The organism is Stenotrophomonas sp. LST15-1-1.1, assembly GCF_040815575.1.
GTDB lineage: Bacteria > Pseudomonadota > Gammaproteobacteria > Xanthomonadales > Xanthomonadaceae > Stenotrophomonas > Stenotrophomonas lactitubi_B.
This window is the reverse complement of the sequence record NZ_JBFPNJ010000032.1, coordinates 125893-143040: the sequence shown is the minus strand read 5'-3', so window position 1 is coordinate 143040 and position 17148 is coordinate 125893. Positions and strand designations below refer to the sequence as shown.

Sequence of the window (17148 nt, the reverse complement as noted above, 5' to 3'; positions counted from 1 at the left end):
CGATGCGTCAGATTTTCAGCAGCCAACGCGTGGAAACGGTGGAAGGCGTGGCCGAACTGCTGCGCAGCCACGACATCCAGGTGAAGGTCACCAACGGGCGCTCGTACAAGACCCGTCGCCGTGGCCAGTTCAGCTATACCGACCTGGGCAATGCCGGGGCCTACCCGGCGGTATGGGTCGTGCGCGCGGACGACCAGCCGCGCGCGCGCGAAATCCTGCGCGACGCCCGCCTGCTCGACACCACCCGCCGCGATCACCCGACCGCCGAATTCGCCTTCCGCGATGACGTGCAGGAAAGCACCGGTGGTCGCAGCTGGGCCTGGCGCATCCGCATCGCCCTGCTGGTGGTGATCGCCGGCGTGGCGCTGGTGATCGGCCTGCGCCATCGCGGCGCCCCTGCCCCCGCCGCCCCGGTGCCCGCCCAGCAGGCCCAGCCGCAGCCGCAGCCGCAGCCGGCCCAGCCAGCACCGCCGGAAGAAGAGGAAGTGCGGGTCCGCATCCAGCCGGCGAAGTAGTGCCGGCCGCTGGCCGGCAGCCGCAGGTAGCGCCGGGCCATGCCCGGCGAGCGCAGCGGCCTGCATCAGCGGCCGAAATGCCCGACAGGACAGCCGCCGGGCGGGGCGCGGCGCTACCGGAAAAGGGCAGGTCACATTCTGCACGCAGCTCCGTCATGGGACACAATCCCTGCAGGAACCCGCCGCCATGACGACCTTCGCCGCCAGCATCGACGACACACTGCACCGCGAACTGCCGGCCGCCAGCAGCGGTTGCCAGCATGCCTATGGCCGCATCGTGCTGGCCTGCCAGAACACGGTCACCGCCATCGCCCTGGCCATCACCGGCGACCGCCAGGCCAGCGAGGACATCGCGCAGGAAGCGTTCGTGAAGGGTTGGCAACAGCTGCACCAGCTGCGCAGCGCGAGCAGTTTCCTGCCCTGGCTGCGGCAGATCACCCGCAACCTCGCCCGTGACTGGCTGCGCGCGCAACGTGGCCGACCGCTGAGCGGCGAGGCTGCCGAAGTAGCGTTGACCATGGCTGCGGATCCGACCCCGGGCGTGGCCGATCGCCTGCAGCGGCTGGAAGAGGAAATCGCCGCCGAGAACATCATCTCCGCCCTGCCCGCCGACAGCCGCGAAGTGCTCCTGCTGTATTACCGCGAGGGCCAGCATTCGCAGCAGGTCGCTGACCTGCTCGGGCTGAGCGACGCGGCAGTACGCAAGCGCCTGTCGCGTGCCCGTGCGCAGGTGCGCGAGGGCCTGCTGCAGCGCTTCGGCGAATTCGCCCGCAGCAGCGCGCCGAGTGCTGCGTTCGCAACGGCGGTGGTGTCGATGGTGATGATCGCCGCGCCCGGCACTGCCAGCGCGGCGATCCTGCTGGGAACCGGCGTCGGCGTGGGTGGCAGCAAGCTCGGCCTCGGTGGCGCCAGCGCTGCCGGCGGTACCGCGCTCGGTTCGCTGACCGCTACGCTGAGCCAGCTGCAGATGCTGCCCGCTTCAAGCTGGGCCGCAATCATCGGTGGCGTCGTCGGTGGCGCGCTCGGCAGCTATCTCGGCGGCCGTTTCCTGCTGTCGTACGCCGAGACCGGCGCCGAGCAGGTCCAGGTCCGCCGCTTCGTCAATCTCAGCACCGGCACCAGCCTGGGCTGGTGCCTGGCCATCCTGTTCACCGTGCTGCTGCAGGCACCTATGTGGACGCAGCTGTTGGTGCTGGCACTGGGCCTGGTCGTGGTCAACTACCAGTGCCTGGTGACACTGCGGCGCATCATGGCGCCACTGCTCGCGCGTGATGCAGCACGGCGTGGGCGTCACGGGATCAACTGGAAGTACGAATCCATGTACGGCCTGACCGGCATGATGGCGGTGAACCTGATGGTCATCGGTGCCCTGGCCTATACGATGACGCTCAGCGGCCGCCTGTAACGGACAACGCCGGCATCACGCCGGCGTTGTCGTCGATCACTGCAATGAAGATCAGCGCTGCGGCTTCGGCGCGGCACCGTCACGCGGGCCGCCATGGCGCGGGCCACCGTGCATGGGGCCCTTGGCCGCGTCGAACTCGGCCTTGCTCAGCTGGCCGTCCTTGTTGGTATCGGCGGCGGCGAACCAAGCGTCACGATGCTGCTTCATGCGCAGCTCGCGGTCGGCCTTGTCCAGGTAGCCATCCTTGTTAAGGTCGAGCTGGTCGAAACGCTCGGCCAGGCGCGGATCGGCCTTGGCTTCCTCACGGCTGATGCGGCCATCCTTGTTCGCGTCCAGCTTGGCCCAGCGCTCGCCGCCGCGGCCACCGTGGCGGCCATGCTTCCAGCGCGGCAGCTCATCACGCGAGAGCTTGCCGTCCTTGTTCTTGTCCAGCTCATCGAACTTCGCGGCCAGGCGCGGGTTGGCCGCCGCTTCGCTGCGGTCGATGACGCCATCGCCATTGGTATCCAGCTTGGCCGGGCGCGGTGCCGGAGCGGTCGGGGTGTCGGCGGCCAAGGCGATACCGGTCGCGGAGGTGCCGAGCAGCAGGGCCAGCAGCAGGGGGGTACGGATCATGGGGTCACTCCTGGGAATGGGGTTGGCATCGGGGTGAACACCTCACCCTCGGAGGACAACAACGCCTGACCATGACCTCGGTTGACGCAGCCGCCCGTTCCATTCATCCGGCGGACAGTCGCGGCCATTGCGACACGCTGGAGCTATGCTGTGCCCATGGCAAGACACGGCGACAGAGACGACGAACTGCGACTGTTCCAGACCGGCGAGCACCCCTGCGGGTATTGGCCGGACCGGGTCGCGCGCGATCTGGTGCTGGACCCGCAGGACCGTCGCCTCGGCGGGCTGTATCCGCTGGCCCTGAGCTGGGGCTTCCGCCGCAGCGGTGATCTGGTCTATCGCCCGCATTGCGCGAACTGCCACGCCTGCGTCGCCGTGCGCATCCCGGTGGCGCGCTTCGCCCCGGACCGCAGCCAGCGCCGCTGCGCCGCCCGCAATGCCGATCTGGAAGTGCGCATCACCGCGGCGATGCCGCGTGAGGATCTGTTCGAGCTGTACCACCGCTATCTGGTGCACCGTCACGCCAAAGGCGGCATGGACGACCACGGCCCGCACGAGTTCGAACAGTTCCTGATCGGCAGCTGGTCGCACACACGTTTCATGGAAATGCGCCTGCCCGGCCACGACGGCCAGCCCAGCCAGCTGCTGGGCGTGGCGGTCACCGATGTGACCGAGCACGGGCTGTCGGCGGTCTATACCTTCTTCGACCCCGCCCATGCCGCGCGCGGGCTGGGTACGTTCGCGATCCTGCAGCAGCTGGAGTGGGCCCGCCGCGAGGGCCTGCCACACTTGTACCTGGGCTACTGGATACGTGAGCACCAGAAGATGGATTACAAGCGACGCTACCGCCCGCTGGAGGCCTACGACGGCCGCCGCTGGCATGATTTCGATGACGATCTGGACGGACGCTGACAAACCACTGACACCGGGCCGGGTGCACAATACGGCCATGAACGCCAAACCCTTGATCCTCGGCCTGGCCCTGCTCTGTGGCGCCACCGCTCCCGCCTTCGCCACGTCCCCCGCGATGACCGAAAAACCGTCTGCAGCGCTGCGCCTGGCTACCTACAACACCTCGCTGTATTCGGACGAAGCCGGCGGCCTGATCGCCGAGCTGGAGGGCGACAGCGAACACGCACGCAAGATCGCTGCGGTGCTGCAGCAGGCGCGCCCTGACCTGGTGCTGCTGAACGAATTCGACTTCGACGACGCCCATCGCGCTGCCGACCTGTTCCAGAAGCGTTACCTGGAAGTGGCCCAGCCCGGTGGCGGCAAGCCGCTGCACTTCGCCTACCGCTACCTGGCACCGGTGAACACCGGCGTGCCCAGCGGCCTGGACCTGGACAACAACGGCGTGGTCGGTGGCGAAGGCCGTGGCCGTGGCAACGACGCCTGGGGCTACGGCCTGCACCCAGGCCAGTACGGCATGCTGGTGCTGTCGCGTTACCCGATCGACGAAGCCAAGGTGCGCAGCTTCCAGCTGCTGAAGTGGAGTGCGATGCCTGGCGCGATCCGCCCTGTCGATCCGCGCACCGGCAAGAGCTTCTACAACGACAGCGTCTGGTCGCAGCTGCGGCTGTCGTCGAAGTCGCATTGGGACGTGCCGGTGAAGACCCCGGCCGGCGTGGTGCACGCGCTGGTCTCGCACCCGACCCCGCCGGTGTTCGACGGCCCGGAAAAGCGCAACGCCGCGCGCAACCACGACGAACTGCGCCTGTGGCAGGAATACCTGTCCAAGGGTGACAAGCCGTGGCTGTGCGACGACAAGGGCCTGTGCGGTGGCCTGGCCCAGGATGCGCGTTTTGTCATCCTTGGCGACCTCAACAATGATCCGGTCGATGGCGATGGCCGCCACGAGGCGATCGTCGAACTGATCGAGAACGCCCGCGTCCTGCGCTACCCCACCCCGCGCAGCGTCGGCGCCGAGCAGACCAGCCTGGCCTATGCGGCGAAGGGCATCGAACGCAAGGGCGCACCATTCCATGCCACCGGCGATTTCGGGCCGAAGTCAGGCACCATGCGTCTGGACTACGTGCTGCCCTCGACCGGTTTCGAGTACATCGGCAGCGGCGTGTTCTGGCCTGCCAATGAAAGTGCCGAAGCGAAGATCGCCGACGGCAGCGACCACCACCTGGTATGGGTGGACGTGAAGCCGTAACCGGTGTTGATGGGGTACCGACCAACGGTCGGTACCCACGGGAATGTGGCCGCCGGGCATGGCCCGGCGCTACCAATTTACGGGCGCAGTTCGACGCCGATGGCTTCGGCGGCATCACGCGAGATGGCACGCGCCTCGTCGATGGTGTCTGCACGCGCCAGGGTCACGCCGACACGGCGATGGCCATGCACGCTGGGCTTGCCGAACAGGCGCACGGCGGTATCCGGCACCTGCAGTGCGGAGGCCACGTTGTTGAAGTACGGCACGCCCTCGCCATGTGCCAGCAGCGCGCATGAGGCCGATGGGCCACTCTGGCGGATCAGCGGGATCGGCAGGCCGAGGATGGCCCGCGCATGCAGCGCGAACTCGCTGAGTTCCTGCGATACCAGCGTCACCAGACCGGTGTCATGCGGACGCGGCGATACTTCGCTGAACCACACCTCGTCGCCCTTCACGAACAGCTCGACACCGAACAGGCCCCAGCCACCCAGGTCATCGGTGATCGCGCGCGAAATCTCCTCGGCACGCGCCAGTGCCTTGTCCGACATCGGCTGCGGCTGCCAGCTTTCGCGATAGTCGCCATCCTTCTGCAGGTGGCCGATCGGCGCGCAGAACGAGGTGCCACCGGCGTGGCGCACGGTCAGCAGGGTGATCTCGTAGTCGAAGTCGATGAATCCCTCGACGATGCAGCGCCCGGCACCGGCACGGCCGCCGGTCTGCGCGTACTCCCAGGCCGGGGCGATGTCCGCCTCGCTGCGCAGCGTGCTCTGGCCCTTGCCCGAGGACGACATCACCGGCTTGACCACGCACGGCAGGCCGATCGCGGCCACGGCGTCGCGGTACTCGGCCTCGGTATCGACAAACCGGTATGGCGAGGTCGGCAGGCCCAGGGTCTCGGCGGCCAGACGGCGGATGCCCTCACGGTCCATGGTCAGGCGCGCCGCGCGCGCAGTCGGAATCACCCGCAGGCCCTGCTCCTGTTCCAGCTGCACCAGGGTCTCGGTATGGATCGCCTCGATCTCCGGCACCACCAGGTGCGGCTGCTCCTGAGCGATCAACTGGCGCAGGGCCATCGCATCCAGCATGTCGATCACGTGCGAGCGGTGTGCCACCTGCATGGCCGGGGCATCGGCGTAACGGTCGGCGGCAATCACTTCCACGCCCAACCGCTGCAGCTCGATGGCCACCTCCTTGCCAAGTTCGCCCGAGCCCAGCAGCAGCACGCGGGTGGCGGAGGGGGACAGCGGGGTTCCAAGCTTGGCCATGGCGGGGTTCCAGCAGCAATGTGAAGGCGGGTGGGCATTCTATCCGGTCCAGCCGCGGCGCTTGAGGAAGCCCAGCCGACGAACGGTAGCCCGAATGTGATATCACTTTGATATCTTCATTTCGAATCCTCAAGGACGTACCGCCATGAAAGAGAAGTCGCTGTCCTCCCTCAACGGCCTGGGCGCGCTCGCCGGGTCCCTGGTCGTGGCCCTCGCCGGCGGCGCCCTGTTCGTGGCCGGGGTCGCGGCGAAGGCCAGCACCGGCTCGCCCAATGTGCTGCTGCTCCTGGCTGGCCTGCTGATCGGCGCGCTGGCCCTGGTTGCACTGGCCGGCCTGTACACCGTGCAGCCCAACCAGGCGGCGGTGGTCAGCCTGTTCGGCAAGTACGTGGGCACCGTCAAGGACAACGGCCTGCGCTGGAACAATCCCTTCTTCAGCAAGCGCCGCGTGAGCCAGCGCGTGCGTAATTTCGAGAGCGGCAAGCTGAAGGTCAACGAGCTGGACGGCAGCCCGATCGAAATCGCCGCGGTGATCGTCTGGCAGGTGGTCGACGCCTCCGAAGCGGTCTACAACGTGGACGACTACGAGAGCTTCGTGCACATCCAGTCCGAATCGGCGCTGCGCGCGATGGCCACCAGCTATCCCTACGACCAGCACGAGGACGGCCAGCTGGCACTGCGCAGCCACGCCAGCGAGATCTCCCAGCACCTGAAGAACGAACTGGCCGAGCGCCTCGCCGATGCCGGCGTACAGGTGATCGATGCGCGTATCAGTCACCTCGCCTACGCCGCTGAAATTGCCCAGGCGATGCTGCAGCGTCAACAGGCAAACGCGGTCATCGCCGCACGCACGCGCATCGTTGCCGGTGCGGTCGGCATGGTCGAGATGGCGCTGGCCGAACTGCAGAAGAACGGCGTGGTGCAACTGGATGAGGAGCGCAAGGCGCACATGGTCAGCAACCTGTTGACCGTGCTGTGCTCGGACCGCGGCACGCAGCCGGTCGTCAACACCGGCTCGCTGTACTGAGCCACCCTCGCAACGGGGCGCCCCACCGCCCCGCCAGGAGTCTGCATGAGCGAGAAAAAAGCCTATCCGCTGCGCATCAACGCCGAGGTCCTGGCGGCCGCACAGCGCTGGGCGGACGATGAACTGCGCAGCCTCAATGCGCAGATCGAATATGTGCTGCGCGACGCACTGCGCAAGGCAGGACGCCTGCCGAAACCCAAGCCATCGCCGGAGGACAAGGAATGAGCAAGCGCTGGAGCTACCTGACCGTCGAGGTCAAGACCACCATGATGGGCCTGCAGAAAGCTGACGACATCCAGGCCGAACTCAGCCGCCAGGGCCAGCTCGGCTGGGAACTGGTCAACATCATCGTTCCGGCGCCGATGCGTCCGGCCCTGCTGGTCTTCAAGAAGGAGCTGTGACCATGAGCGCACGCCGTTCGTTGCTGGCTGTTTCCCTCGCCCTGTTGTCCGCCAGTGCAGCCGCTGGTGAACCACAGCAGGTCGCAGCACGCCTGCTCGATCACCTGCAGGCGGGGCGGATCGCCGATGCCGAAGCCATGCTGACCCCGCAGATGGCCGCGGCCGTGCCTGCCGACAAGCTGCAGGGCCTGTGGCAATCGCTCGGTGAACTGAAGCAGCGCGGGCCGGCGCACAGCAGCGAGCAGCAGGGCCTGCACCTGGTGGAAGTACCCCTGCAGTTTGCCGCTGGCGCGGTGATCGCGCAGGTGGCGGTGAACGCGCAGGACAAAGTCGCGGGTCTGCTGCTGCGCCCGGCCACGGCCGCCAAGGCACCGCCGCCGCCGGCCGACGCGAACTACAGCGAAGCCGATTTCAGCGTGCCGCAGGCGCGCGGCGCACTGCCCGGCACGCTGTCCCTGCCCAAGGGCAAAGGACCGTTCCCGGCCGTAGTGCTGGTGCACGGCTCCGGCCCGCAGGATCGCGACGAAACCATCGGTGGCAACCGCCCGTTCCTGGACATTGCCCGCGGCCTGGCCGCACAGGGCATCGCAGTGCTGCGCTACGACAAGCGCACCCATGCCCGTCCCCAGGACTTCCAGAGCGGCAGCTTCAACGTTGATGACGAGACCACCGACGACGCCGTCGCCGCGCTGAGCGCGTTGGCGGCGGACCCACGCATCGACGGCAAGCGGATCTTCGTGCTCGGCCACAGCCAGGGCGGCATGCTGGCCCCGCGCATCGCCAGCCGCTGGCCACAGGCGCGCGGCGCGATCCTGTGGGCCGCGCCGGCGCGCACGTTGCTTGAGCTGCTGCCGGAGCAGAACCGCTACCTGCTGTCGCTGGACGGCTCGATCAGTGCGCCGGAACAAGCCTTCCTGGACAAGCTGGCCGCACAGATCGCCGCGGCCCGCAGCGACAAGCCCATGCCCGCCAGCGAACTGCCGCTGGGTGTGCCGCAGGCGTTCTGGAAAAGCATCGAAGCAGTGAACGCTCGTGGCGATGCGGTGGCATTGAAAAAACCACTGCTGATGCTGCACGGCGGCCGCGACTTCCAGGTACCGGAAACGGATTGGGCACTGTGGAAAACAGCCCTGGCCGGACGCAAGGATGTGCAATGGAAGGCCTACCCTGCCCTCAACCACATCGGCATCGCCGGCAGCGGCTCCAGTTCATTGAAGGAATACGCGCAGCCGGGCCACGTCGATGGGCAGCTGATCGATGACGTCGCGCGTTGGGTGGAGTCGCAACGATGAGCGGCAGTGATGCACGCCCGTTCGACGTCGCCGAAAGCTCCTCGCTGCGGGTGCTGTGGGTGCTGCTGCCCCTGCTGGCGGTATTGGGCATCGGCATCTGGTCGCAGCTGCACGACAGCCGCACCGACGCTCCCTGGATGGAGGTCACGCTGTCGCCCCCGTTCTTCCTGATGGGTGGCAGCGCGGCGTGGAGCCTCGCGGTGATCGTGCTGATGGGCGTCGGCCTGAGCTGGGCGTTCTTCCGCCGCCGGGTTGAACTGGCCGGCAACGTACTGGACGTGCGTTCGACGCTGTACCGCCGCCGCACCCCGGTGGCCGACCTGCTGCTGGACCAGGCCGAGGTGGTCGACCTCGGCCGTGATCGCCGCTACGGCATCCGCTTCAAGACCAACGGCTACAGCATGCCCGGCTTCTACTCCGGGCACTTCCGCCTGCAGGGCGGCGGCAAGGGCTTTGCCCTGGTCACCGACCGCGCGCGCACGCTGGTGATTCCGGTGCGCGGCGGCAGTACCCTGCTGCTCAGCCTGGAGCGCCCGCAGGCCCTGCTGGAGGCGCTGCGCAAGGTGGCCGCCACGGCGCCACGGCAGTAAGCTGGGTCGATGCACCGCACCACTCCACTGTTGATCAACACCGAGACCGTCGAACTGTGGCCAGCGCCGCTGCTGCGCGCGCGCAGCAATCTCGACGCCCGCCTGCTGGCGCGTGCGCAATGGGTATTGCGGCGCAAGCAAGATGGCCGCTACCTGGCGGCGATACTGGCGCACGGCGTGCACTCGCTGGTGCCGCGCCTGCCGCGCGAACCGGGCGTGGAGGAAGCGCTGGCGTTGCTGGATGGCGCGCGATCACGGCCGTTCGGCACTGCACTGGAAGTGCAGTGGCTGCCACTGGCCGGCCTGCAGCAGCGCCTGCAACAGCTGGGCCTGGATGCAAAGCGCTATGCGCAGGACAGCGGGCTGGCACTGGAGGCAGAGCCCTGCCTGCTGCACTTCGCCGGACGTGACCGCTTCGCGCGCCCGTTGTGGCTGCGTCGCGGCGCCGCGCAGGGTTGGCGACGGATGCGCCTGCATGCCGCGCGGGATGGCATTGCACTGGACGCGATCTCCGGCTTCCGCAGCCATGCGTATCAGCTGGGCATTTTCGAACGCAAGCTGGCCCGCGGGCAGAGCGTGCCGGACATCCTGAAGGTCAATGCCGCCCCCGGTTTCAGCGAACACCACAGTGGTCACGCACTGGACATCGGCACACCGGGTGATGCGCCGGCAGAAGAGACCTTTGAGGCGACGGCCGCGTTTGCTTGGCTGCAGGCCAATGCCGGAGCGCACGGGTTCCATCTGAGCTATCCGCGCGACAACCCGCATGGGATCGTCTACGAACCGTGGCACTGGTGCTGGAAACCGGCCAACGGCTGAGCCCCTCGTGGCGAAGGCCTGGAGCAGTCCGTGCATGGCCGCGGGCGGGATGAACTTGCGGGGGCCGCCGTAAATCCATCCCTGGAGGCTTGGGCGCCGCATCCATGCGGCTTACACCCCCGCAAGCTCACCCCGCCCGCGTCCCGGAATTTTTCCGCGTGCGTTCGCCACGGAATTGAACAAACAAAAAATCAAAGGCGGGTCGCTGCGCTCGAAGCCGGGCATGGCCCGGCGCTACCGATGCGTGGGCGCTGCGGTCAGCGTCTCAACGCGTTGATGCCCAGCAGTACCCATCCGGCCATCAGCGTGGTGCCGCCTACCGGCGCCAGCCGCGTCGGCCACTGCCACAGCGCACCGCCCAGCAGGCTGCCGGCGAACAGCAGCACGCCCAGCAGCAACACGTACAACGCCAGATGCGCGATCGCGCCCTGCGCGCGCGGGCCCAGGGCCGCCAGCACTGCACCGTGGGCGAACGCGTACAACGCCGCCATGTTCAGGTGCTGCTGCGTCAGCGGATCGGACACGCCATGCGCCGCATAGGCGGACAGACCGATCGAGGAGGCGGCCAGCAGCGCGCCCAGGCAGGCCAGCAACGACGGTTTACGCGCGCGTCGTTCGGAATTGAACATGACAGCTCCTTGCGCAATGCCCGACACCGGGCTCGGGGTGAAAAAAAACGCGCCGCAGGAAGCGGCGCGTTTTCGTGTCCAACACTACATGGGTCAGCCGAGGCTTACTTGACGGCCCAGTAGATGTCGTACGTGGCTTCCGGGGTGAACGACTTGTCCACGCCGTCCTTCCAGGTTTCGTACGGACGGTCGATGACTTCGTTGCCCGAAGTCACGGCCCAGGCGCGCAGGGCGCTGCGGGCGACGTCCAGACCTGCCATGTGGCCGGTGTAGGCCGCGTGCGCCGAGCGGTGCGGAGCAACGCGGACGTACTTGACCGGAGCGCCACCGTCGATCTTGACGGTCAGCTGTTCGGCCGGCACGCCTTCGGCACCCTTCTTCTTCACCGGCTGGGCGATGTCGAAGGCGTACTTCTCAGCACCGAAATCGGTGGTGATGATACGCAGCGGACCTGCGGCTTCCAGGCCATTGGCCTCGATCACGCGCTTGATCCACTCCTGGTTGTCCTTGATGGACTTGGTGATGGAGTCCTGGCCGCGGTCGACGTTGCCGGCGGTGACGACCAGCAGGTCTTCGGCCGGGACATCGACGATGCCCAGATCGGTCAGCGGCGCCTCGGAAGTGCGGTAGTCGACATTCGGCACGGTGGCCAGCATGTTCGCCATGCGCGACAGACCCATCTTGATGTCATCGCCGATCTGGCGGCTGACATACAGGCCTGCGTAGCGGCCGAACAGGTCGAAGCCGTACTTCACCGAGTAGTCCTGGGTGATCTTGACGTTGCGACCGCCCTTGCCGGTCGGCTCCAGGGTGAAGGTGGTGACCTTGTCGTGACCCTTGGAGGCATCGTCGACGGCGATCACAACACGCTTGTTCTCTTCGGCTTCGGTCACCTTCCAGGAACCGGTGCCCAGGTCCTTGGAGGTGAAGTCGAGAGTGGCACCGACGCCGGAGGCCGGGCCGGACAGCTTCAGTTCAACGGCGGGATCGCGCAGTACCAGCGGGTTCCAGTCCTTGAAGCGGCGCAGACTGCTGACCGTGTCGTACACGATCGTCATCTTGCGGTTGGTCTCGATGCTTTCGGTGATGTGACGCTCGCCCGGCAGACAGACGCCAATGATGACGAACAGGCCAGCCACGATCCCCAAGGCGATCAGGAACTCGATAATACGGGTCATTCAGAGAGTCTCCGGGGCCGATCCCACGGCCGGGTTGATTGAAGCGAAGCGCCAATCCTAGCAGGCTTCGCGGGCATTGGTTATCGGGATTGGCGCACCGGTTTCCGTGCCGGCGGCGCATTTGTATGCACAAAGAATTCGAAGGGTAACGCATCCGCGTACCCGGCAAGTAGGGGGCAAACAGGGGGCCGCCCTGAATCCGGGCCTGAACTGCACGCCAAGTCGTTGTCGCTAAAGGATTTTCCTCACACCAACTGGAGTTCAAACGCTTTCAGGACCGCACGCGTACGGTCGCGCACGCCCAGTTTGGAGAGGATGTTGGACACATGGTTCTTGATCGTGCCCTCGGCGACCCCCAGCGAATTGGCGATCTCCTTGTTGGAGAAACCGCTGGCCATCAGCCGCAGGATCTCGGTCTCACGGTCGGTCAGCGGGTCGGGACGGTCCAGGCTGACGAAATCGTTGCGCATGTGCTCCAGCCCGGACAGCAGGCGCTGGGTCACCGCCGGCTGCACCAGCGAGCCGCCATCGGCCACCGTGCGGATCGCCCCGACCAACTGCGCCAGGGTCACATCCTTGAGCAGGTAGCCCTTGGCACCGGCCTTGAGCCCGGCCAGCACCAGCTGGTCATCGTCGAAGGTGGTCAGGATGATGGTCGGCGGCAGCTGTTCCTGCCGTGACAGCACCTGCAGCGCCTCCAGACCGGACATCACCGGCATGCGCATGTCCATCAGGACCACGTCCGGACGGATCTGCGGGATCAGCTCGACCGCCTGGCGGCCATCGGCGGCCTCGGCCACCACTTCGATGCCGTCATCGAGCGCCAGCAGCGAGCGGATCCCCTGCCGCACCAGGGTTTGGTCGTCGACCAGGCAGACGCGAATCATCAACGCACTCCTTCAGGAACCTGGGTAAGGGCCGCCAGCACCGTTGCCGGTACCGTCGCCCGCAGCCGGAAGCCTTCGCCGGGGCGGGTCTCCACCTGCAGCTGGCCTCCACATTGTTGCAGGCGTTCGCGCATGCCGCGCAAACCATTGCCCACATTGACCGTTTCCGCCCCGACACCGTCGTCGCGGGCCTCCACCACCACCAGGTCCGGGACCTCACGGTACACCCGCAGCCACAGGTGGCGGGCGCCGGCATGGCGCACCGTGTTGGTGATGATCTCCTGGGTACAGCGCAGCAGCACGTGGGCCCGCTGCGGGTCTTCCACGTTCAGCGGCTCCTCGATCTCCAGCTGGATGTCCAGCGAAGGCACGTGCTCGGTCAGCGGGCGCAGGGCAGCGGCCAGGTCGATGGCACCGGTCTCGCGCAGCTGGCTGACCACCTCGCGCACGTTGCCCAGCAGCAGCTTGGCCAGGGCATGGGAGCGCTTCACGTGCTCCAGCGCCTGGCCCTCGGCCAGGTGGCCGGCCACTTCCAGGTTCAGGGTCAACGCGGTCAGCTGATGACCCAGCAGGTCATGCAGTTCGCGCGAAATGCGGGTGCGCTCGTTCACCCGCGCGCTTTCGGCCAGCAGCGCACGGGTGGCGCGCAGTTCGGCATTGAGCCGGCGCTGCTCCTCGCGCGCCTCGGCCTGGCGGCGGGCCACCAGCGCGATCACGAACACGAAGCTGGAGAAACCCATGTAGCCGACGGCCTGCAGCACCGCGATGACCGGCGGGAAACCCAGTGGCTGGATGTAGACCGGCAGCACGGCCAGGTTGCTGGCCACCAGCCACACCACGCCGATGCGCGGGCCCAGCAGCCACGGCAGCAGGCCGGCCACCACCATCAGCAGGATGCTGCCCAGCGCGGTGCCGGAGAAATAACTCACGCCGATCGCGCAGCCCGTCAGCAGGATCAGCGCGGCATGGTCGAAGAAGCCGGGCCGGCTTTCGCCCAGCGAGCGGGTCAGCACCCAGTACACGAAGCCGAAGGCAAGGTAGGCCGAGGCCCAGGGAATGATCCGGAAGCCGGCCTCGCCGTCCAGGCTCTCCAGCGTCAACGACACCGGGTCGATCAGGTAGATCGCAAGCCAAAGGCCGACGGTGCCCCAGGTGAACAACCCGGAGTAGCGCAGCATCGCATTGTGGTTGAGTCGGGCCAGCATGGCCCATCGTAGCCTGTGCGCGTCAGGGCCCAAGGGCATAAAGTCATGTTCGGCGCGGCCCCCTGTTCATGCCGCAGCCCACCCCGGGCATGCAATAATCGTGCGCAGGGTCTTGTAATGGACCAACCGCGTTACCCCACGGAGTCACAATGTCGATTGTCATCCGCGACGTGCGCGAGCACGAGCTCGATTCCGTCCTGGCTTTGAACAACAATGCTGGCCTGGCCATCCTTCCCCTGGATGCCGAGCGCCTGCGCCTGTTCTATGCAACCGCTGAGTATTTCCGCGTCGCCGAGCGCGACGGCAACCTGGCCGGCTTTTTGATCGGCTTCGGCAGCGACAGCCAGCACGACAGCAGCAATTTCGCCTGGTTCAAGCAGCAGCTGAACACCCCCTTCTTCTATATCGACCGCATCGTGGTCGCCAGCCGCCGTCGCGGTGGTGGCGTCGGCCGTGCGTTCTACGCCGATGCGCAGAGCTTCGCCGAGCTGCGCTACCCGCAGATGACCTGCGAGGTGTTCCTCGACCACGGCGCCGATGCCGCCCTGCTCTTCCACGGCAGCTTCGGCTTCCGCGAGCTGGGCCAGAACACCATGCCGCAGGTGGACGTGCGGGCCAGCATGCTGGCCAAGGAACTGTGCAGCTTCCCGTGGGTGAACGAAACCTACGGCGGCAAGCTGCCCGATGTGGCGTGGGCACGCGACCGGCAGCTGCCGGCGCAGGCACAGCGGTCGACGGGGACTTGAGCGTGGCGGTGAATTTCGATTACGAACAGGCCGGTGAACTGAAGATCGGCCAGGTGGGCATCGCCAACCTGCGCATCCGCACGCTCGATGTTGAACGCCTCGTGCAGGAAATGCAGGAGCGGGTGAGCCGCGCGCCGAAGCTGTTCGGCCGGGCGGCGGTGATCCTGGACTTCGGCGGCCTCAGCCAGGTGCCCGACGTGGCGACGGCACAGGCGCTGGTGGATGGCCTGCGCAGTGCCGGTGTACTGCCGGTGGCGCTGGCCTATGGCACCAGCGCGGTCGACCTGCTGTCGCAGCAGCTCGGCCTGCCGCTGCTGGCCAAGTTCCGCGCCCAGTACGAGCGCGCCGAAGCAGAGCCTGCCCCGCCGCCGGCACCCGCACCGGAACCGCGCCGTGCCGCGCGCGCCGAGGCGAAGGCCGCACCAGCACCGGCACCGGCCACGCCGATGGGCAAGGCCGCTGATACGGCCGCGCCACAGCCTGGCCGCATGCAGCTGGGCAATGTGCGTTCGGGTCAGCAGCTGTATGCGGAAAACTGCGACCTGACCGTGATGGCCACCGTCGGCGCCGGCGCCGAGGTCATCGCCGATGGCAGCATCCATATCTACGGAACCCTGCGCGGCCGTGCGCTGGCAGGGGCCCAGGGCAACACCGCGGCACGCATTTTCTGCCGTGATTTCCATGCGGAACTGGTCGCCATTGCAGGCCATTACAAGGTGCTGGACGATGTACCGGAAACCCTGCGCGGCAAGGCCGTGCAGGTGTGGCTGGAACAGGACCAGATCAAGATCGCTGCGCTGGACTGACGCAGCACCTCAAACAGAATCATCAGGAGAAGTCCTTTGGCTGAAATCATCGTAGTCACCTCCGGCAAAGGCGGCGTCGGCAAGACCACTTCCAGCGCCAGCCTTGCCTGCGGCCTGGCAAAGCGTGGCAAGAAGGTGGCGGTGATCGACTTCGACGTCGGCCTGCGCAACCTCGACCTGATCATGGGCTGCGAACGCCGCGTGGTGTACGACTTCGTCAATGTCGTGCACGGCGAAGCCACCCTCAAGCAGGCCCTGATCAAGGACAAGCGCTTCGACAACCTGTTCGTGCTGGCTGCCTCGCAGACCCGCGACAAGGATGCGCTGACCCAGGAAGGCGTGGGCAAGGTCCTGAAGGACCTGGCCGCCGACGGCTTCGACTACATCATCTGCGACTCCCCGGCCGGCATCGAGAAGGGCGCCTTCCTGGCGATGTACTTCGCCGACCGTGCGGTGGTGGTGGTGAACCCGGAAGTGTCCTCGGTACGCGACTCGGACCGCATCATCGGCCTGCTCGACTCGAAGACCCACAAGGCCGAATCCGGCCAGGACGTGCCGGCCTTCCTGCTGCTGACCCGCTACACCCCGGTGCGCGTGGAAAGCGGCGAGATGCTCAGCATCGCCGACGTCGAGGAGGTCCTTGGCCTGAAGGCGATCGGCGTGATCCCCGAATCGGGCGACGTGCTCAATGCCTCCAACAAGGGCGAGCCGGTCATCCTGGACGGCGAATCCGCTGCCGGCCAGGCCTATGACGACGCCGTCGCACGCATCCTCGGCGAAGAACGCCCGATGCGCTTCACCAACGTCGAGAAGAAGGGCTTCTTCAGCAAGCTGTTCGGAGGGTAAGCATGGGCCTGTTTGATTTCCTCAAAGCGAAGAAGACCACCGCCGAAACCGCCAAGAACCGCCTGCAGATCATCATCGCGCAGGAGCGCAGCCACCGTGGCGGTCCCGACTACCTGCCACTGCTGCAGCGCGAGCTGCTGGAAGTGATCAAGAAGTACGTCAACATCGACGTCGATGCAGTGAAGGTGGACCTGGTCAAGGATGGCCAGCACGACGTGCTGGACATCTCCGTGGCGCTGCCTGAAGGCCCGGACAAACCCTGAGCCCCTGCCCCGCCCGTGCCAGCATGGGCGGGGCTGCCTGACCCGCATGACTGAAACCACACCCGAACCGAACGTTACCCGCGTCGGCGACATCGCCTTCGCCGATGCACAGCGCCTGCTCGCTGCACATGAGCTGCGCCTGCACCACGTTGCGGGCGGCGAGCCGATCCCGGGCAGTTACTGGGGCGAGCCCGAGGCCGGCATCATCGCCAGCGACGTATACGTGCGCGATGACACGCCGGTGCACTCGATGCTGCACGAGGCCTGCCACCTGATCGTGCTGCCGCCGGAGCGGCGCGCGCAGGTGCATACCGACGCCACCGATTCGGTTCCGGAAGAAGACGCCACCTGCTACCTGCAGATCGTGCTGGCCGGGCACCTGCCCGGCGTCGGCAGCGAACGGCTGATGGCCGACATGGATGCGTGGGGGTATACGTATCGGTTGGGGTCGACGAAGGCGTGGTTCGAGCAGGATGCGGAAGACGCGAAGGCGTGGCTGAT

The 17148-nt window shown here is 66.9% G+C and carries 21 protein-coding genes; 15 read left to right on the top strand and 6 right to left on the bottom strand.

The annotated features are described in order from the left end of the window. The first annotated feature begins 2 nt into the window (after positions 1-2). On the top strand, positions 3-515 hold the full coding sequence (locus MRBLST15_RS18485; RefSeq protein WP_265952498.1) for a pathogenicity-like protein: 513 nt from the start codon (positions 3-5) through the stop codon (positions 513-515). Between the two features lie 187 nt (positions 516-702). Then, on the top strand, positions 703-1920 hold the full coding sequence (locus tag MRBLST15_RS18480) for an RNA polymerase sigma factor (protein WP_367787268.1): 1218 nt from the start codon (positions 703-705) through the stop codon (positions 1918-1920). Positions 1921-1971: 51 nt separating this feature from the next. Here MRBLST15_RS18480 and MRBLST15_RS18475 read toward each other — a convergent pair whose 3' ends face one another. Continuing rightward, complete coding sequence (locus MRBLST15_RS18475; RefSeq protein ID WP_367787266.1) at positions 1972-2535, bottom strand: EF-hand domain-containing protein; 564 nt, start codon at positions 2533-2535, stop codon at positions 1972-1974. 156 nt (positions 2536-2691) lie between these two features. Here MRBLST15_RS18475 and MRBLST15_RS18470 point away from each other — a divergent pair, with 156 nt between their 5' ends. Together MRBLST15_RS18470 and MRBLST15_RS18465 are read left to right on the top strand one after the other, a co-directional pair. After that, entirely contained in the window at positions 2692-3447 is a 756-nt protein-coding gene (locus tag MRBLST15_RS18470) for an arginyltransferase (RefSeq protein ID WP_049467687.1), read from the top strand. Positions 3448-3484: 37 nt separating this feature from the next. Beyond that, positions 3485-4693, top strand: coding sequence for an endonuclease/exonuclease/phosphatase family protein (locus MRBLST15_RS18465; protein WP_108265307.1), 1209 nt, complete (start codon positions 3485-3487; stop codon positions 4691-4693). A 77-nt stretch (positions 4694-4770) separates the two neighbouring features. Here the strand turns inward: MRBLST15_RS18465 and purT are convergent, their stop codons facing one another. Next, positions 4771-5958, bottom strand: coding sequence for a formate-dependent phosphoribosylglycinamide formyltransferase (gene purT, locus MRBLST15_RS18460; protein ID WP_367787264.1), 1188 nt, complete (start codon positions 5956-5958; stop codon positions 4771-4773). 145 nt (positions 5959-6103) lie between these two features. On the opposite strand from purT, the gene MRBLST15_RS18455 reads away from it, so the two are divergent. The 6 genes from MRBLST15_RS18455 to MRBLST15_RS18430 are packed head-to-tail and all read left to right on the top strand — an operon-like array spanning position 6104 to position 10087. Then, on the top strand, positions 6104-6985 hold the full coding sequence (locus MRBLST15_RS18455) for an SPFH domain-containing protein (protein ID WP_099819375.1): 882 nt from the start codon (positions 6104-6106) through the stop codon (positions 6983-6985). 45 nt (positions 6986-7030) lie between these two features. Next, complete coding sequence (locus MRBLST15_RS18450) at positions 7031-7210, top strand: hypothetical protein (protein ID WP_005412615.1); 180 nt, start codon at positions 7031-7033, stop codon at positions 7208-7210. Beyond that, the gene (locus MRBLST15_RS18445) at positions 7207-7386 is read left to right on the top strand and encodes a DUF4177 domain-containing protein (RefSeq protein WP_165376544.1); all 180 of its coding nucleotides are present in this window, start codon (positions 7207-7209) and stop codon (positions 7384-7386) included. The genes MRBLST15_RS18450 and MRBLST15_RS18445 overlap by 4 nt, the downstream gene beginning before the upstream one ends. Positions 7387-7388: 2 nt before the next feature. Then, a complete protein-coding gene (locus tag MRBLST15_RS18440; RefSeq protein ID WP_367787261.1) occupies positions 7389-8678 on the top strand; it encodes an alpha/beta hydrolase in 1290 nt (429 codons plus the stop codon). Continuing rightward, a complete protein-coding gene (locus tag MRBLST15_RS18435) occupies positions 8675-9268 on the top strand; it encodes a PH domain-containing protein (RefSeq protein ID WP_367787259.1) in 594 nt (197 codons plus the stop codon). The genes MRBLST15_RS18440 and MRBLST15_RS18435 overlap by 4 nt, the downstream gene beginning before the upstream one ends. Before the next feature lie 9 nt (positions 9269-9277). Beyond that, complete coding sequence (locus tag MRBLST15_RS18430; protein WP_367787257.1) at positions 9278-10087, top strand: M15 family metallopeptidase; 810 nt, start codon at positions 9278-9280, stop codon at positions 10085-10087. 257 nt (positions 10088-10344) lie between these two features. On the opposite strand, the gene MRBLST15_RS18425 is transcribed toward MRBLST15_RS18430, so the two are convergent. The 4 genes from MRBLST15_RS18425 to MRBLST15_RS18410 form a co-directional block, all read right to left on the bottom strand. Next, entirely contained in the window at positions 10345-10716 is a 372-nt protein-coding gene (locus MRBLST15_RS18425; RefSeq protein WP_367787255.1) for a DUF423 domain-containing protein, read from the bottom strand. Positions 10717-10820: 104 nt separating this feature from the next. Then, positions 10821-11894: an SRPBCC family protein gene (locus MRBLST15_RS18420; protein WP_099819371.1), complete on the bottom strand. Its 1074-nt coding sequence runs from the start codon at positions 11892-11894 to the stop codon at positions 10821-10823. Positions 11895-12139: 245 nt separating this feature from the next. After that, positions 12140-12781 carry a response regulator gene (locus MRBLST15_RS18415; protein WP_025873873.1) on the bottom strand — a complete coding sequence of 214 codons (642 nt, stop codon included), beginning with the start codon at positions 12779-12781 and terminating at the stop codon, positions 12140-12142. After that, positions 12781-13986, bottom strand: coding sequence for a sensor histidine kinase (locus MRBLST15_RS18410; protein ID WP_312704468.1), 1206 nt, complete (start codon positions 13984-13986; stop codon positions 12781-12783). The genes MRBLST15_RS18415 and MRBLST15_RS18410 overlap by 1 nt, the downstream gene beginning before the upstream one ends. A gap of 149 nt (positions 13987-14135) precedes the next feature. On the opposite strand from MRBLST15_RS18410, the gene MRBLST15_RS18405 reads away from it, so the two are divergent. The 5 genes from MRBLST15_RS18405 to MRBLST15_RS18385 all read left to right on the top strand — a co-directional run. Further along, positions 14136-14732: a GNAT family N-acetyltransferase gene (locus MRBLST15_RS18405; protein WP_100551840.1), complete on the top strand. Its 597-nt coding sequence runs from the start codon at positions 14136-14138 to the stop codon at positions 14730-14732. A gap of 2 nt (positions 14733-14734) precedes the next feature. Further along, a complete protein-coding gene (gene minC / locus MRBLST15_RS18400; protein WP_265952510.1) occupies positions 14735-15538 on the top strand; it encodes a septum site-determining protein MinC in 804 nt (267 codons plus the stop codon). Positions 15539-15574: 36 nt separating this feature from the next. Then, entirely contained in the window at positions 15575-16384 is an 810-nt protein-coding gene (gene minD / locus MRBLST15_RS18395; RefSeq protein ID WP_099819368.1) for a septum site-determining protein MinD, read from the top strand. A 2-nt stretch (positions 16385-16386) separates the two neighbouring features. Beyond that, the gene (gene minE / locus MRBLST15_RS18390; RefSeq protein WP_005408532.1) at positions 16387-16647 is read left to right on the top strand and encodes a cell division topological specificity factor MinE; all 261 of its coding nucleotides are present in this window, start codon (positions 16387-16389) and stop codon (positions 16645-16647) included. Positions 16648-16693: 46 nt separating this feature from the next. After that, a partial coding sequence (locus MRBLST15_RS18385) for a hypothetical protein (RefSeq protein ID WP_367787249.1) occupies positions 16694-17148 on the top strand: 455 nt, incomplete at its 3' end.

What these genes read in the sequence shown, in the direction of transcription:
- MRBLST15_RS18485 (WP_265952498.1), top strand. Translation starts at nt 3, where the DNA reads ATGCGTCAGATTTTCAGCAGCCAACGCGTGGAAACGGTGGAAGGCGTG.
- MRBLST15_RS18480 (WP_367787268.1), top strand. Translation starts at nt 703, where the DNA reads ATGACGACCTTCGCCGCCAGCATCGACGACACACTGCACCGCGAACTG.
- MRBLST15_RS18475 (WP_367787266.1), bottom strand. Translation starts at nt 2,535, where the DNA reads ATGATCCGTACCCCCCTGCTGCTGGCCCTGCTGCTCGGCACCTCCGCG.
- MRBLST15_RS18470 (WP_049467687.1), top strand. Translation starts at nt 2,692, where the DNA reads ATGGCAAGACACGGCGACAGAGACGACGAACTGCGACTGTTCCAGACC.
- MRBLST15_RS18465 (WP_108265307.1), top strand. Translation starts at nt 3,485, where the DNA reads ATGAACGCCAAACCCTTGATCCTCGGCCTGGCCCTGCTCTGTGGCGCC.
- purT (WP_367787264.1), bottom strand. Translation starts at nt 5,958, where the DNA reads ATGGCCAAGCTTGGAACCCCGCTGTCCCCCTCCGCCACCCGCGTGCTG.
- MRBLST15_RS18455 (WP_099819375.1), top strand. Translation starts at nt 6,104, where the DNA reads ATGAAAGAGAAGTCGCTGTCCTCCCTCAACGGCCTGGGCGCGCTCGCC.
- MRBLST15_RS18450 (WP_005412615.1), top strand. Translation starts at nt 7,031, where the DNA reads ATGAGCGAGAAAAAAGCCTATCCGCTGCGCATCAACGCCGAGGTCCTG.
- MRBLST15_RS18445 (WP_165376544.1), top strand. Translation starts at nt 7,207, where the DNA reads ATGAGCAAGCGCTGGAGCTACCTGACCGTCGAGGTCAAGACCACCATG.
- MRBLST15_RS18440 (WP_367787261.1), top strand. Translation starts at nt 7,389, where the DNA reads ATGAGCGCACGCCGTTCGTTGCTGGCTGTTTCCCTCGCCCTGTTGTCC.
- MRBLST15_RS18435 (WP_367787259.1), top strand. Translation starts at nt 8,675, where the DNA reads ATGAGCGGCAGTGATGCACGCCCGTTCGACGTCGCCGAAAGCTCCTCG.
- MRBLST15_RS18430 (WP_367787257.1), top strand. Translation starts at nt 9,278, where the DNA reads ATGCACCGCACCACTCCACTGTTGATCAACACCGAGACCGTCGAACTG.
- MRBLST15_RS18425 (WP_367787255.1), bottom strand. Translation starts at nt 10,716, where the DNA reads ATGTTCAATTCCGAACGACGCGCGCGTAAACCGTCGTTGCTGGCCTGC.
- MRBLST15_RS18420 (WP_099819371.1), bottom strand. Translation starts at nt 11,894, where the DNA reads ATGACCCGTATTATCGAGTTCCTGATCGCCTTGGGGATCGTGGCTGGC.
- MRBLST15_RS18415 (WP_025873873.1), bottom strand. Translation starts at nt 12,781, where the DNA reads ATGATTCGCGTCTGCCTGGTCGACGACCAAACCCTGGTGCGGCAGGGG.
- MRBLST15_RS18410 (WP_312704468.1), bottom strand. Translation starts at nt 13,986, where the DNA reads ATGCTGGCCCGACTCAACCACAATGCGATGCTGCGCTACTCCGGGTTG.
- MRBLST15_RS18405 (WP_100551840.1), top strand. Translation starts at nt 14,136, where the DNA reads ATGTCGATTGTCATCCGCGACGTGCGCGAGCACGAGCTCGATTCCGTC.
- minE (WP_005408532.1), top strand. Translation starts at nt 16,387, where the DNA reads ATGGGCCTGTTTGATTTCCTCAAAGCGAAGAAGACCACCGCCGAAACC.